Source organism: Curtobacterium sp. NPDC089689, assembly GCF_044749145.1.
In the GTDB taxonomy this organism is placed as follows: Bacteria; Actinomycetota; Actinomycetes; order Actinomycetales; family Microbacteriaceae; genus Curtobacterium.
This window is the reverse complement of record NZ_JBIVHJ010000005.1, coordinates 35,221-48,975: the sequence shown is the minus strand read 5'-3', so window position 1 is coordinate 48,975 and position 13,755 is coordinate 35,221. Positions and strand designations below refer to the sequence as shown.

At 72.4% G+C, this 13,755-nt stretch carries 15 protein-coding genes; 9 read left to right on the top strand and 6 right to left on the bottom strand.

Translation table 11 applies throughout. From position 1 onward, the window contains the following. Positions 1 to 51: 51 nt before the first annotated feature. Genes ACIPYW_RS16240 through ACIPYW_RS16225 form a run of 4 tightly spaced genes read left to right on the top strand, consistent with a single transcriptional unit; the run spans position 52 to position 2,759 of the window. The gene (locus ACIPYW_RS16240) at positions 52 to 909 is read left to right on the top strand and encodes a DUF429 domain-containing protein (protein WP_400415359.1); all 858 of its coding nucleotides are present in this window, start codon (positions 52 to 54) and stop codon (positions 907 to 909) included. Further along, positions 906 to 2,108 carry a glycosyltransferase gene (locus ACIPYW_RS16235; RefSeq protein WP_400415357.1) on the top strand — a complete coding sequence of 401 codons (1,203 nt, stop codon included), beginning with the start codon at positions 906 to 908 and terminating at the stop codon, positions 2,106 to 2,108. The genes ACIPYW_RS16240 and ACIPYW_RS16235 overlap by 4 nt, the downstream gene beginning before the upstream one ends. A 4-nt stretch (positions 2,109 to 2,112) precedes the next feature. Further along, positions 2,113 to 2,307, top strand: coding sequence for a hypothetical protein (locus ACIPYW_RS16230; protein WP_400415356.1), 195 nt, complete (start codon positions 2,113 to 2,115; stop codon positions 2,305 to 2,307). Further along, on the top strand, positions 2,304 to 2,759 hold the full coding sequence (locus ACIPYW_RS16225; protein WP_400415353.1) for a hypothetical protein: 456 nt from the start codon (positions 2,304 to 2,306) through the stop codon (positions 2,757 to 2,759). Before ACIPYW_RS16230 ends, ACIPYW_RS16225 begins: the two co-directional genes overlap by 4 nt. Positions 2,760 to 2,868: 109 nt before the next feature. Here the strand turns inward: ACIPYW_RS16225 and ACIPYW_RS16220 are convergent, their stop codons facing one another. Then, on the bottom strand, positions 2,869 to 3,297 hold the full coding sequence (locus tag ACIPYW_RS16220; protein WP_400415351.1) for a DUF6892 domain-containing protein: 429 nt from the start codon (positions 3,295 to 3,297) through the stop codon (positions 2,869 to 2,871). A 135-nt stretch (positions 3,298 to 3,432) separates the two neighbouring features. On the opposite strand from ACIPYW_RS16220, the gene ACIPYW_RS16215 reads away from it, so the two are divergent. After that, complete coding sequence (locus ACIPYW_RS16215; RefSeq protein WP_290132181.1) at positions 3,433 to 4,893, top strand: APC family permease; 1,461 nt, start codon at positions 3,433 to 3,435, stop codon at positions 4,891 to 4,893. 201 nt (positions 4,894 to 5,094) lie between these two features. Beyond that, entirely contained in the window at positions 5,095 to 5,712 is a 618-nt protein-coding gene (locus tag ACIPYW_RS16210) for a hypothetical protein (protein ID WP_400415350.1), read from the top strand. A 49-nt stretch (positions 5,713 to 5,761) separates the two neighbouring features. Here ACIPYW_RS16210 and ACIPYW_RS16205 read toward each other — a convergent pair whose 3' ends face one another. The 3 genes from ACIPYW_RS16205 to ACIPYW_RS16195 all read right to left on the bottom strand — a co-directional run bounded on the left by ACIPYW_RS16205 (position 5,762) and on the right by ACIPYW_RS16195 (position 7,128). After that, positions 5,762 to 6,184, bottom strand: coding sequence for a hypothetical protein (locus ACIPYW_RS16205; protein ID WP_400415348.1), 423 nt, complete (start codon positions 6,182 to 6,184; stop codon positions 5,762 to 5,764). 93 nt (positions 6,185 to 6,277) lie between these two features. Continuing rightward, the gene (locus ACIPYW_RS16200; RefSeq protein ID WP_400415346.1) at positions 6,278 to 6,775 is read right to left on the bottom strand and encodes a hypothetical protein; all 498 of its coding nucleotides are present in this window, start codon (positions 6,773 to 6,775) and stop codon (positions 6,278 to 6,280) included. Beyond that, a complete protein-coding gene (locus ACIPYW_RS16195; RefSeq protein ID WP_400415344.1) occupies positions 6,724 to 7,128 on the bottom strand; it encodes a hypothetical protein in 405 nt (134 codons plus the stop codon). The genes ACIPYW_RS16200 and ACIPYW_RS16195 overlap by 52 nt, the downstream gene beginning before the upstream one ends. Before the next feature lie 116 nt (positions 7,129 to 7,244). On the opposite strand from ACIPYW_RS16195, the gene ACIPYW_RS16190 reads away from it, so the two are divergent. Further along, positions 7,245 to 7,577 carry a hypothetical protein gene (locus ACIPYW_RS16190; protein WP_400415341.1) on the top strand — a complete coding sequence of 111 codons (333 nt, stop codon included), beginning with the start codon at positions 7,245 to 7,247 and terminating at the stop codon, positions 7,575 to 7,577. 283 nt (positions 7,578 to 7,860) lie between these two features. Here the strand turns inward: ACIPYW_RS16190 and ACIPYW_RS16185 are convergent, their stop codons facing one another. After that, positions 7,861 to 8,358, bottom strand: coding sequence for a DUF427 domain-containing protein (locus tag ACIPYW_RS16185; RefSeq protein WP_400415339.1), 498 nt, complete (start codon positions 8,356 to 8,358; stop codon positions 7,861 to 7,863). A gap of 55 nt (positions 8,359 to 8,413) precedes the next feature. Here ACIPYW_RS16185 and ACIPYW_RS16180 point away from each other — a divergent pair, with 55 nt between their 5' ends. Further along, positions 8,414 to 9,838 (top strand): amino acid permease, encoded by a 1,425-nt coding sequence (locus tag ACIPYW_RS16180; protein ID WP_400415336.1) that lies wholly within the window; start codon positions 8,414 to 8,416, stop codon positions 9,836 to 9,838. Between the two features lie 50 nt (positions 9,839 to 9,888). On the opposite strand, the gene ACIPYW_RS16175 is transcribed toward ACIPYW_RS16180, so the two are convergent. Next, on the bottom strand, positions 9,889 to 10,338 hold the full coding sequence (locus tag ACIPYW_RS16175) for a BLUF domain-containing protein (protein ID WP_400415334.1): 450 nt from the start codon (positions 10,336 to 10,338) through the stop codon (positions 9,889 to 9,891). Between the two features lie 78 nt (positions 10,339 to 10,416). Between ACIPYW_RS16175 and ACIPYW_RS16170 the strand changes: the two genes are divergently transcribed. Further along, positions 10,417 to 13,734, top strand: a complete 3,318-nt coding sequence (locus tag ACIPYW_RS16170; RefSeq protein WP_400415331.1) for an SNF2-related protein — start codon at positions 10,417 to 10,419, stop codon at positions 13,732 to 13,734. The last annotated feature ends 21 nt before the right edge of the window (positions 13,735 to 13,755 follow it).

The window sequence follows — 13,755 nt, the reverse complement described above, 5'->3', positions numbered from 1 at the left end:
CGGGATCACCGCGTTGCGGGGACATCCGGCGTGCGGGTGCACGCTGGTCGGGTGACGGCGTACCTCGGGGTGGACCTGGCGTGGGGGCTCGGCTCGGCGCGGAAGCCCGCGAACGAGACCGGCCTCGTGGCGATGGCAGCCGACGGGTCGATCACGGACGCCGGCTGGGCGCGCGGGGTCGACGCCGTGACCGAGTGGATCGCACAGCACCTCGGCCCGCGCACGCTCGTCGCCGTCGACGCCTCCCTCGTCGTGACGAACGCGACCGGCATCCGCGAGGCCGAACGGCAGGTCGGGCAGCGCTACGGCCGGTGGAAGGTCGCGGCGAACCCGACGAACCTCGCGTCCGCGGCGAGCGCCGGCGCCCGACTGCTCGAACGGCTGACAACGCTCGGCGTCGGGTACGTGGACAGCACGGCCGCGATGCGGGAGCGCACCGGCCCGGCGGTCTTCGAGTGCTACCCGTACACGACCCTCGTCGGCGTCGAGGAGCTCGGCCACGACGTCGAACGCCCCCGGTACAAGCGCCTCGACAAGAGGGTCCCCTCCGCCGAGGCCCGGGCCCGCCGCGCGGTGGCGTTCGACGCGCTCGTGCACCGGCTCCGCACGACGCCGCTCGACCCGCCGCTCCTGCTCGACTCGCATCCGCTGACGGCTGGGCTGGCCGAGCCGTCGGGGGTGCACGGCCCGACGCACAAGCACCGGGAGGACCTGCTCGACGGGGCCCTGTGCGCCTGGACGGCCGCGTTCTGGGAGCGGCACGGCGACGGACGGGTGCAGGTGCTGGGACGTGATCCGGGCCTCCCGGTCGACCCGGCGGAGCCGCCGGACGAGGCGGGCCGACGGCCCGTCGTGGTGGCGCCCGCCCGCGCGTCCCAGCGGCGCCCCGTCGGTAGGCTGGACACGTGACGACGACCACCGATCCCCTGCGCATCGGGCTGGTGTCGCTGCACACCTCCCCCGGTGACGAGCCCGGCTCCGGCGAGGTCGGCGGCATGAACGTCGTCGTCCGTCACCAGGCCGAGGCCCTGGCCGACCGCGGCCACCACGTCGACATCGTGACGCGGCGGTCCTCGCCGACGCAACCGGACTCGGTGTCGCTCGTGCCCGGGGTGTGTCTGCGCTTCCTGTCGGCGGGTCCCGCGGAGCCGCTGCCGAAGGGCGAGCACGACGCCTTCATCGAGCCGTTCCGCGAGGAGCTGGCGCACCTCGGTCCGTACGACGTCCTGCACTCGCACCACTGGTTCTCGGGCGTCGCGGCGCTGCCGGTCGCCCGCGAGCGGGGCATCCCGCACGTGCAGTCGTTCCACTCCATCGCGGCCGCGTCGGACACCCCGTTGTCCGAGGGCGAGCGGCCGGAGTCCGCGGGACGCCCCGCCGGCGAGCAGCTGCTCGCGCGGGAGTCCGACGCGGTCGTCGTGGTGTCCTCGGCCGAGGCGGAGACCGTCCGCGACCGGCTCGGCGGCGACGCCGGCCGGGTGTGGATCGTCCCACCGGGCGTCGACGGCTCGGTCTTCCGTCCGGCAGCGGCCGGCGCGCGTCGCGCGGACGTCCCGTACGTGGTCGCGGCCGCACGCGTCCAACCGTTGAAGGGGCTCGACCTGGCGATCGAGGCGATCGCGGGCATCGACCGGGAGGCCCGACCCACCCTCGTCATCGCGGGCGACGCCTCGAGCGAGGCGGGCGACTACGTGGCGGAGCTGCGTCGGCTCGCGTCCGAGCACGGCATCGCCGACCGCGTCACGTTCGTCGGTCCGCAGTCTCGGGCCGACCTCGCGTTCCTGTTCCGTGGCGCGGCAGCGGTGCTGGTCCCGTCGCACTCGGAGACGTACGGTCTCGTCGCGCTCGAGGGTTCCGCGTCCGGGGTGCCCGTCGTGGCCGCCGCTGCCGGTGGTCTCCGGGAGGCCGTGGTGGACGGCGAGACCGGGGTGGTGCTGGAGTCCCGCAACCCGGGGGTATGGGCTGCGGAGATCGCGCGCATCCTGACCGATTCCGGGTACGCGGCGGCGTTGGCTGCGGCGGGTCGGGAGCACGCGGAGCGGCTGAGCTGGGAGCGGTCGGCGGCCGGTCTCGAGCAGGTGTACCGCCGGGTCCTCGGGCGGGCGTAGCCCCGTGGCCGTCAACGTGTTCGACCCCTTCTGGGCGGCGCTTGACGCGGTGCCCGTGGCTCCGGACGCCGAGGCCCTGTACGACGTCGGGACCGCTGACGGTCGGCTCCGTCGGGCGAACCTCGCCACGTACCTCGACACCGTCGGGCGCTCGGCGACGATGCTGCTCGTCGCTGAGGCCCCGGGTGGCGTGGCATGACGAACACGGGCGTGCCGTTCACGAGCGTGCGGGAGCTCGGGCCGGAGTACCTCGTGCCGCCGGAGCCGACCGCGCCGTGGGAGGCGTCGTCGCGGGTGGTGCAGGCCGTCCTCGAGGAGTGGAGCGGGCCACTGCCGGTGGCGTGGGCGGTGTTCCCGCACCACCCGTTCGCCGCGCCGGACCGGTTGACGAACCGGACGCCGCGGCCGGCGGAGGTCCGCGCGGGGGCACCCGTCGCGCTCGCGCTGCTCGATGCCCTGCGGACGCTGCGGGGCGTCGGCGCGGGCACGGGCGCGGCGGGGGCCGGCACCGATGTCCGTGTCGTGGCCGTCGGGCGGAAGGCGCAGGGGGCGCTCGCGCTCGCGGGGATCGACGCCGTCGCCGTGCGGCACCCGGCGCAGGGCGGTGCGGCGCAGTTCACCGCGGAGATGCGCGCGCTCCGCGAGGGCTGACGACGGGCCGCGCCCGCGCGCCCGACCCCGAGACTCGGCTCGGCGGACAGTTTCGCGGTGTGCGGGTCACGAACGTGTCCGCGCAGCCGAGTCTCGGGCGGCGGCGACGTCAGGCGGAGCGCACCTCGACGTCCTTCGCGGCGAACGCGTCGGCGACGTGCGCGGGCAACGGTGCCGCGGCGTACACGACCTCGAGCGCCGGGAGGTCCAGCAGGTCGTCCCAGTTCTGCACGTCGTAGCGGTCGTCGGACCCCTCCCACCCGGGGTGCACGTCCTGGAGGACCTCGAGGTCGGTGTCGACCGTCAGCTCGGTGACCAGCGCGAGGTGCGACGGCAGCAGGTCGAGGTCGTCGTAGTACTCGCGTGCCCGGTCGTCCTGCCCGTCGACACCGAGGTCCTCGTCGGTCTCCCCCGCGGCGTCGCCGTCGTACGGCTCGAGCACGCCGAGGTCGTAGCAGAGCACGTCGAGCACGAGCAGCTTCGCAGCGAAGTCGGCGAACTCGACGGGTTCTTCGGTGGTGTTCGTCTCGGCGTCCATGGACCGGAGCGTAGCCATCGGGCGCCGAGCACGTGCCCGATCGGCGTGCGTCGCACAGGACACGGGCGTGTTGCGATCAGCGGGGAGAACCCTGTGAGACCGGACAGCGTGATGTCCCCCGGAAGATGGTGGTGCATGGCCACCACCACGAAGGACCGTCCCGCCGGGGAGCAGACCGAGCTCCGGCGTGTCATCGGTCCGAAACTGCTGCTGCTGTTCATCGTCGGCGACATCCTCGGCACGGGTGTCTACGCGCTCACCGGTCAGGTCGCGGCGGAGGTGGGCGGAGCAGCGTGGCTCCCCTTCCTCATCGCGTTCGCGGTGGCGCTCCTGACGGCGTTCTCGTACCTCGAGCTCGTCACGAAGTACCCGCAGACTGCCGGTGCCGCGCTCTACGTCCACAAGGCGTTCGGCATCCACTTCCTCACGTTCATCGTCACCTTCATCGTGATGTGCTCCGGGATCACGTCGGCGTCGACGGCTTCCCGGGCGTTCGCGGCGAACCTCGGCGCCGGGTTCGGTCTCGAGCTGCCGAACGCGGTCGTGATGCTCATCGGCATGGGCTTCATGCTGCTGGTGATGGCGGTCAACTTCCGCGGTGTCAGCGAGAGTGTGAAGACGAACGTCGTGCTGACGCTCGTGGAGCTGTCCGGTCTCGTCATGGTGATCCTCATCGGGTTCTGGGCGATCGCGGGCGGCAACGCGGACTTCTCGCGCGTCGTCATGTTCGACACCCCGGAGGACAAGACGCTCCTGCTCTCGATCTCGACCGCGACGTCGCTCGCCTTCTTCGCGATGGTCGGCTTCGAGGACTCGGTGAACATGGCCGAGGAGACGAAGGACCCCTCCCGGATCTTCCCGAAGGTGATGCTCACGGGCCTCGGCATCACGGCCGTGATCTACGTGCTCGTGTCGATCTGCGCCGTCGCCGTCGTGCCGATCGGTGAGCTCGCGGGCAACGAGACGCCCCTCGTGACCGTGGTGCAGACCGCGGCCCCCGGCTTCCCGATCGCGGCGCTGCTGCCGTTCATCTCGATGTTCGCGGTCGCCAACACCGCGCTCATCAACATGATGATGGCGTCTCGCCTCCTGTACGGCATGAGCAAGCAGGGCGTGCTCCCCGGGTTCCTCTCTCGCGTCTCCCCGGCACGCCGCACCCCGTCGACCGCGATCGTCTTCACGACGCTGATCTCGCTCGCGCTCATCGGCTGGGTGTCGCTCAACCCGGACTCGCCGATCGTCGTGGTGCTCGGTGGGACGACGTCGCTGCTCCTCCTCTCGGTGTTCGCGGTCGTCAACCTGTCCGTACTCGTGCTCCGGCGCGACAAGGTCGACCACCGGCACTTCCGGGCGGGCGTGATCATCCCCGTGATCGGCGTGGTCACCTGCGTGTGGCTGGTGCTGCCGTGGTCGTCCGGTCGTGACCCGCAGCAGTACGAGATCGCCGGCGGGCTGCTCGCGCTCGGGATCGTGCTGTGGCTCGTGACGTGGTTCACGCACGGGCGCAAGCAGGCCGAGAAGGCGCCGACCGGACTCGTGACCGAGCCCACGGCCGTACAGCGCGACCGGGACGCGTCCGACAGCCGAGACGTGTGATGGACAGCGTCGACCTGATCTTCGCGATCTCGATCGGGATGGTCGTGGTCCTCGCCGGCGCGGCGGCAGGCTGGTTCCGGCGACGCCGCGACGAGTGACCTGACGCGGGACGGACGACACCCGATCGGGCGGGAGCGGTTCTCCAGGAGGTGCACGTACCCTCGTCATGCTCCGAACCGCCCCCGCCCGAGAGGACCCGTCATGCGCCGCGTCGGCATCACGCTCGCGTCGGTGTTCGGCGCGGGCGTCGTGGCCGCGGTCATCGGCGTGGTCGTGCTCGTCGTCGTCGCGGTGAACTCGTTGTCCGGCGCGGCTCGCTCCGCCGAGGTCGCCGCTCCCACGTGCCCCGCGGCAGCGACGAAGACCGTCGGTGGCATCGCCGTGCCGGCCGGGCCGATCGCCGGCTTCTGCCAGGACCGCCTGGTGAACGCCGCGTCAGTGATCCAGGCGGCGAAGGCGCTCGGCATCGGGCCGCACACCCAGGCCGTCGGGGTGATGACCGCGATCGGCGAGTCGAGCCTGGTGAACCTCGACCACGGGGACGCCGCCGGGCCGGACAGCCGCGGGCTCTTCCAGCAGCGTGACAACGGGGCCTGGGGCACGTACGAGCAGCGGATGGACCCGTACACGGCCGCGTCGAGGTTCTACGCGAAGCTCGTGAAGATCCCCGGCTGGAAGACGATGACCCCCACGGAGATGGCCCACGCGGTGCAGATCAACGCGGACCCGGAGCACTACGCGAAGTTCTGGCCCGAGGCCAAGGCCGTCGTCGAGGGCCTGACCGGCGAGACGGTCCCCGACACTGCACCGCAGGGCTGACGCCGCACCGCAGGGCTGAGCTGGCCGAACGCGAACGGGTCGGTGCGGGTCACGCCGTGACCTCGTCGAGCTCGAGCATCTCCACGCCGCGGTCGTGCACGACCACCTGCCCGCGGAGCCGCACGTGCCGCTCCCCGAAGGAGCACGCGACCGCGTCAACCCACTCCCAGTCGACGGCGTGCGCCTGCTCGTTGCCGGGTCGTTCCCACACGACGACGACGTCGTCCGCGCCGACCTGTTCGGTGACGTCGGCGATGAGCGCGGCGAAGTCGTCCACGCGCTCGTCCGGCTGGTACGGCAGGTCGGAGACGGGCAGGAGCAGCGGGATGGGCACACCCCGCTCGGCGAGGAAGACGACCCAGCACTGTCGGGTCAGCGGGCGACCGATGAGCGTGCGGACGAGGTCGAGGACGTCGCCGTCGGTCCGGACGGGTTCGTCGGTGAGGCGGTCGATCATGTCGGTGTCTGGCATGCCCCCAGCGTCCCGCCAGCCCACCCAGCAAAGCGGCCCCGGACGCACATCTGTGGAGAACACGACGCTGCCGACGGCCCGTGCAGGAAGAGGTCAGATCCCGCGCGTGACCGCCGCGTCCACGAGCAGCCGGCAGGCGAAGAACACGACCACGATCGCCGTGATGCCCACCACCGGGACCGGCCACGCCATCCGACGCCGGACCATCCGGAACACCGCCCACACGATCACGACCAGCGCGATGAGGCCGACGAGCGCCGGCCCGACGTAGACCACCGCTCCCCCGAGTGCGACGTTGCAGCTGTTCCCCGGAGCGTTGCACGACCCGAACGCCAGGGAGAGGAAGACGATCGCCCACCCGGCGACGACGGCCTCGAGCGCGAGGACGACCAGCAGCACGACCGAAGCGACCACGTCCGAGACGCGACGACCACCTGCCAAGGGGTGTCGTGCCTCCCGGCCGGTGGTGACGGACGAGGAGTCGACCACGTCCGCCGGCGAACCGGGGTCGGGGCTGCGCGCTGCCGTGCCCATGCCGGTCACGACCCGGACCGCGAGACCGACGCCGGCCGCTGCCCGCGCGTCGACCACAGGGCGGCGGCGATCAGCAGCGGCTGGCCGAACAGCCGGCCGATGCGCTTGGCGTCGGTGTCGAGGCCGAACGCCGACCGACGGTTCAGCCACTGCGCGACGTTGCCCGGGAACACGGCGACGAAGAACCACGCGGCGATCGTGCCGACGCGGCGACGGGCCGAGCGCGGCGCGAGGAAGAGCGCCGAGCCGAGGCCGATCTCCGCCACACCTGAGCCGAGCACCACGGCGTCGGTGTCGAGCGGGAGCGACTCGGGCACCTGGGCACGGAAGTCCTCCCGGGCGAACGTCAGGTGCGAGACGCCGGCGAACACGAGGAAGAGTCCCAGCAGGACCCGGAGGAAGGAGCGCATGCCTCCATCGTGCTCGTCGCGCCGCCAGGACGCTCGGCGACCGGCGGGAGTCGGACACATCCGTCGCGCGCGAGGACGGCGGGCGGGTCGCGTCCGCCGTCGGTACGGTCGGGTGCATGGCAGCAGTCGCCCGGGACCACGAGCCGCCCGCCGTCCCCGCGACCGTGGCCGTCGTCCTGGCCCCGGTGTCGTTCTACCTCGGCCTGTTCCTGCCCGCAGAGGGGACCGCGAAGCACCTCGCGCTCGGGACCGTCTTCGCCGTCGTCGGGGTGCTGTGCGGTTGGCGCGCGATCCGCATCGCCGGACGTCGGCGGGGGGTGCGCGTGTGGTCGTGCATCGGCGGCGTCGTGTGCCTGCTCGGCCTCGTGATGCTCTACTGGCAGGTCCTCGTGCTCGTCACAGGAGGGGCGTTCCCGCCGCCGTTCTGGTCGCCGTACGCGAACCGCTGACGGTCGCGCGGCGCGGCGCGGCGCGGTCGCTCTCGCGAAAGCGACGAAACACCACCGGGCGATGACTCGGAGCTGTCGCTTTTGTGGGGTGGTCGGCGCGACGTCCCCGGGATCTGTCGCTCCTCCGCGGCGCGCCAGCCCGACGCGCCCACCCACCGGCCGGGAGGCACGGGCCGGGCCCGCACCGCGCCTCCCGGCCGGTCCGTGGTCACCACACGGACACGCGACCGCGTCGAGCCTGCAGCGCGCCACACCGACGCGCGGCGCGCGCGCCCGCGTCCGGTCACCAGCCGAACGTGCCCGCCCCGCCCTTGAACGGACCGACGACCTCCGAGGTGATCCAGCCGCCGTAGAAGTCACCCTCCTGGGCCTGGACGACCTCGCCGCCGACCTCGCAGGAGTCCATCGCCGACGGGTAGATCGCGACCCGGTCCCGGAGCTGCTCGTAGCCCGGCTCCGGCGTCGGGTAGTTCCACGCCGCACGCGGGGCCGCGACACCACCGCCCCGGACGTCGAAGTACCGCGCACGCCCCTTGAACTCGCACATGCTCGAACCCTCCGCCGGCACGAGCGCGTCGTCCGCGAGGTCGGCGACGGGCAGGTAGTACACGGGCGGGTGCGAGGTCTCGAGGACCCGCACGGCGTTGGTCGTGTCCGCGACGACGACGCCGCCGAGCCGGACGACGACACGCTTCGCCACGGGTTCGACGGCGGGCGGGCGGGGGTAGTCCCACACCGACTCCTGGCCGGGCCCGGGTTCGATCCGCTGTGGTCTGCGCATGCCCCCGTTCTACCGCCGACGGTCCGGAGTCCGCCGAGAGGTGCAGAGTGGGCGGATGACATCGACGTCACCACGCGCGACCCTGTTCCGCCGGAAGCCCATCGACACGATCGAGGACGAGGCCGGCGGGGAGGGCGGCCTCAAGCGACACCTCGGTCTCTGGCAGCTCACCGCGATCGGCATCGGCGGGATCATCGGCGCGGGCATCTTCACCCTCGCCGGCACCGTCGCGCACGGGGTCGCGGGCCCCGCGGTGCTCATCTCGTTCCTCGTGGCCGGGGTCGCGAGCGCCGCGGCCGCACTGTCGTACGCCGAGTTCGCCGGGCTCATCCCCAAGGCCGGCAGCGCCTACACGTACGGGTACGCGGTGCTCGGCGAGATCGTCGGGTGGTTCATCGGCTGGGACCTGCTGCTCGAGTACACCGCGATCGTGGCCGTCGTCGCGATCGGGATCTCCGGGTACGTCGGGTTCCTCGTCGGTCAGTTCGGCGTGGACCTGCCCGCCTGGATGCTCGGTGCGCCTGGTACCGGCGACGGGCACGTGATCGACGTGTTCGCGATCATCCTCTGCCTGCTGACGGCGTTCGTCCTCACCCGGGGCATCCGGAGCGCCGCGCGGTTCGAGCTCGTCGCCGTGGGCATCAAGGTCGGGCTCGTCGTGCTCATCGTCGTGCTCGGCGTGTTCCACATCAACAGCGCGAACTACCAGCCGTACTTCCCGTTCGGGTTCGGCGGCGTGATGACCGGTGCCGCGACGGTGTTCTTCGCCGTGTTCGGCTACGACGCGATGTCCACCGCAGCCGAGGAGTCCGTCGACGCCCGGAAGCACATGCCGAAGGCGATCCTGCTGTCCCTCGGCATCGCGATGGTCCTCTACGTCCTCGCGACGCTCGTGCTCACCGGCATGCAGAAGTACACCGACATCGACCCGGCCTCGGGCTTCTCGTCGGCGTTCGCGTCGGTCGGGCTCGGCGGGGTGGCGAACGTCATCGCGATCGGCGCCATCGTCGGCATCATCACCGTGCTGCTGACGTTCATGCTCGGCGCGTCCCGGGTGTGGTTCTCGATGAGCCGCGACGGCCTCATGCCGAAGTGGTTCGCGCACACCGACCCGAAGCGGCACGTCCCGACCCGCGTCACGTGGATCATCGGCATCGCGGCCGCGGTCCTCGCGGGCCTGCTGCCGATCAGCATCGTCGCGGAGCTCACGAACATCGGCATCCTGCTCGCGTTCGTCGTGGTGTGCTCGGCCGTGATCGTGCTGCGCTACCGGCAGCCCGACCTGCCCCGGACCTTCAAGCTCCCGTTCATGCCGGTCATCCCCGCGATCGGGGTCATCGCGTCGCTGTGGCTCGTCACGTTCCTGCAGTGGGAGACGTGGGTGCGGTTCGCGATCTGGTTCGCGATCGGGCTCGGGGTCTACCTCGGGTACTCGCGGAAGCACAGCAAGCTGGCCGCGTCCGACGCCGCGGAGCGCTGACGCGCCGGATGCGCCGGAGTAGCCGGCGCGCCCGACAGGTGCCGCCGCGCTCAGGCGTCCTGACGGTGCTTGCCCTTCGCGGCAGCCGGGTCGGCCATCGGGTGCGACCGGAACCACCGCAGCAGCTCCCGCGAGCGGCTGCGATCCGCGCTCCGGTCCCCCTCCGGGAGGAAGTCGCTGAACCCCTCGGGCGGCTCGGTGCCCTGGTCCCCGCGGTCGTACGCCATCGACCACTCCGGGAAGCGACGGGTGTGGATCGACTCCTCCGCGAGCAGCACCACGCTCTCGTGCCGGTCGTCGTCGAGGATCCGCCGGTAGGTCGCCATCACCTGGTCGTACGGCCCCTCGAGCAGCTGCATGAACCGGCCGTCCCGCGCGACGAGCAGCCCCGTCAGCCCGTCGGCCGTGTTCCGGGTGCGCGCGTGCTCGAGCACGGCGTCGAGGTCGGTCTCCTCGAAGGGGGTGGTGGCCGAACTCATGTACACGAGGGACTGCAGCATGCCGTCGATCCTGCCCCCGTTCGGCGCGCGCCGTCTCCCCCAGAACGGGACGTCGGTGGGTGCTGGCACGATTGACGGGTGCCAGCCGCCCCGATGATCGACGCCGTCGACGTCATCCGCTTCGTCGGACCGCAGGCGTTCGGGCGTGCCCGCGACGTCGTCCGCGCGGGCCTGGTCGAGGACGCCGCCTGGCACGACGACGACAGCACGGTCACCGCGTCGGTCTCCGGCACCGCCGACGAACCGTACGACGTCCGCATCGAGACCACCCCGGCCCGCGGCGAGTTCATCCGACCGGTCCGCAGCTCGTGCTCCTGCCCGCTCGGCGGCGACTGCAAGCACGTCGCCGCGGCGCTCCTGACCGTCAACGCCCGCTCCCTCGCAGCGGCCGCCGGTCCGAAGCCGCAGGCCCCGGCTCCGCCGGCCCCGGACTGGAGGCACGAGGTCGCCCGCCTCGCCGGTGACACCGAGCAGGCGGTCGCGCCGCAGGGCACCCCCATGGGGTTGCAGTTCGAGTTGCGTGACGGGGTCACGGCGCGCTTCGCCGCGCGGGCGCGTGCGGCCGATCGGTCGCTGCCCGCGGCGTCGCGGACGGTGCGGCTCGGCGTGCGGCCGGTCACCCGGAGTGACGCCGGCAACTGGGTCCGCGGGCAGCTGACCTGGAGCACGCTGCCGTACTCGCAGAACCGGCTCGGGCTCACGCCGGAGCAGCACGCGTGGTTCCTCCAGCTCGCCGCACTCCACCGCGCCGGGGCGTTGGCGGGGCTCCCGGGCGAGAGCGACTGGATCCACCTCGACGACTTCCAGAGCCCGCTGCTCTGGCCGCTGCTCCGGCAGGCCGAGGTGCTCGGGGTCGCGTTCGTCACCGGCAAGCAGGCCGGCGGCGTGACACTCGGGTCCGAGGCCCGGGTGCTGCTCGACACCGCGCGCTCCGAGGGCGGCCTCGTGATCGGTGCGAGCGCGGTCATCGACGGGCGTCCGGTCGTCGCCGGGGCCGCGCGGACCATCGGCGACCACGGCGTCTACGCCTTCCGCGAGAGCCCCGCGTTCCAGGTCTCGCTCGCACCCACCCCGGAGCCCGTGCCCGAGGACCAGCGACGCATGCTCGTCGAGGGCGCTCGCATCACCGTGCCCGAGGCCGAGGTCGCCGAGTTCCTGGCCGACTGGTCCCCGCGGCTCCGCGGCGCCCGCGGGCTCGTCAGCTCCGACGGCTCCGTCGAGCTGCCCGAGCGTGGCACCCCGGAGCTCGTGCTGACGGCGACCTTCGAGCCCGCGCGGGCCCCCCGGACGGACGACCGCGTGCACCTGCAGTGGCGGTGGCACGTCGACGGCCGGAAGGACCCGGCAGCGCTGCACGGTCCCCTCCCCGACCTCACCGAGGTCCGCGCCGCTGACGACGCACCCGTCGGCCCCGGCGGCGGACTCGACTGGTTCGTCGACGGTGTGGTCGACGGGGCCGACGTCGCGGTGTTCGCGAACGAGCTGCTCCCCCAGCTGACCGGGCACGGCGTCCGCACGGTGGTGCAGGGCGAACGGCTCGACTACGAGCGGCTGAGCGGCCGGCCGAACATCCGCGTCACGACGATGCCGTCCGAGAAGCACGACTGGTTCGACCTCGGGATCATCGTGAGCGTGAACGGCAAGGAGATCCCGTTCACACCGCTGCTCCGTGCGCTCGCGGGGCGTGCTCGGCGGCTCAAGCTCATCGACAACTCGTACCTGTCCCTCGCCGACCCGGCGTTCGACCGGCTCAAGGAGCTCATCGACGAGGCGCGCGACCTCGGCGAGTGGGAGCCCGACCAGCCGATGACGATCACCCCGCTGCAGGCCGGGCTCTGGTCCGAGTTCGACCAGCTCGCCGACGAGACCTCCCACGACGAACGGTGGCAGGCGATCGCCGCGGGGTTGCTCGGTGCGACCCCACCCGCCGACACCCCCGTGCCGCACACGGTGCACGCCGAACTCCGGCCGTACCAGCACGCCGGGTACGCGTGGCTGTCGTTCCTCCGGTCGCACGGCGTCGGCGGGGTGCTGGCCGACGACATGGGCCTCGGCAAGACGCTCCAGGTGCTCGCCATGATCGCCGCGGCCCGGGCAGAGGCGCCGTCCGGCGCCCCGTTCCTCGTCGTCGCGCCGACGTCGGTCGTCGGGAACTGGGCGTCTGAAGCCGCGCGGTTCGTCCCGTCCCTGCGCGTGTCCGCGGTGACGTCCACCTCGCTGAAGGACCCGACGCTCGTCGCCCGCACGGCCGCGGAGTCCGACGTCGTCGTGACCTCGTACGCCCTGCTCCGGCTCGACGCCGCGGCGTGGTCGGAGCAGTCGTGGTCCGCGCTCGTGCTCGACGAGGCCCAGTTCGTGAAGAACCCGCAGTCGCAGGTCCACCGCGTCGTGACGGACCTCCGTGCCCCGGTGAAGTTCGCGATCACGGGGACGCCGCTCGAGAACGGCCTGACCGACCTCTGGGCGCTGTTCCACGTCGTGGCTCCGGGGCTGCTGTCCTCGTGGACGCGGTTCGGCGACGACTACGTGAAGCCGCTCGGCTCGCCGGACCTCCGCGGCGACGCCCGTCGGCAGCTCACCGAGCGACTCCGGCGTCGCATCCGGCCGCTCATGCTCCGGCGGACGAAGGAGAGCGTCGCGGCAGACCTCCCGCCGAAGCAGGAGCAGGTCGTCCGGGTGACGCTCGACCCGGCGCACCGCGAGCTCTACGAGCGCACGCTCAACCGCGAGCGCCTCAAGGTCCTCGACCTCATCGACGATCTACCCCGCAACCGCATGATCGTGTTCCGGTCCCTGACGCTCCTCCGGATGCTCGCGCTCTCCCCCGCCCTCGTGCCGACCGCGGCACCGTCGGGCGATCTCGACGCGCCCGCCGAGGTCTCGGACATCCCCTCCGCGAAGCTCGACCTGCTGCTCGACGAACTCGACCAGCTCGCCGCCGAGGGTCGTCGCGCGCTCGTGTTCAGCCAGTTCACCTCGTTCCTCCGGATCGTCGCCGAGGCACTCGACGCCCGCGGCCTCGGCTACGAGTACCTCGACGGGTCGACGCGCCGGAGGCCCGAGGTCATCGACCGCTTCCGGAACGGCACCGCGCCCGCGTTCCTCATCTCGCTCAAGGCCGGGGGCTTCGGCCTCACCCTGACCGAGGCCGACACGGTGTTCGTGCTCGACCCGTGGTGGAACCCCGCCGCCGAGAACCAGGCCGTCGACCGCACGCACCGCATCGGTCAGACCCGATCGGTGAACGTCAACCGGCTCATCGCGGAGGACACCATCGAGGAGAAGGTGCTCGCCCTCGCCGCGAAGAAGGCCGAGCTGTTCGCCACGATGATCGACGATGACGCGCTGTTCGCGGACGACCTGTCCGCCGACGACATCCGGTCCCTGCTCGCCTGACCCCGGCCCGCGCACCGTCCT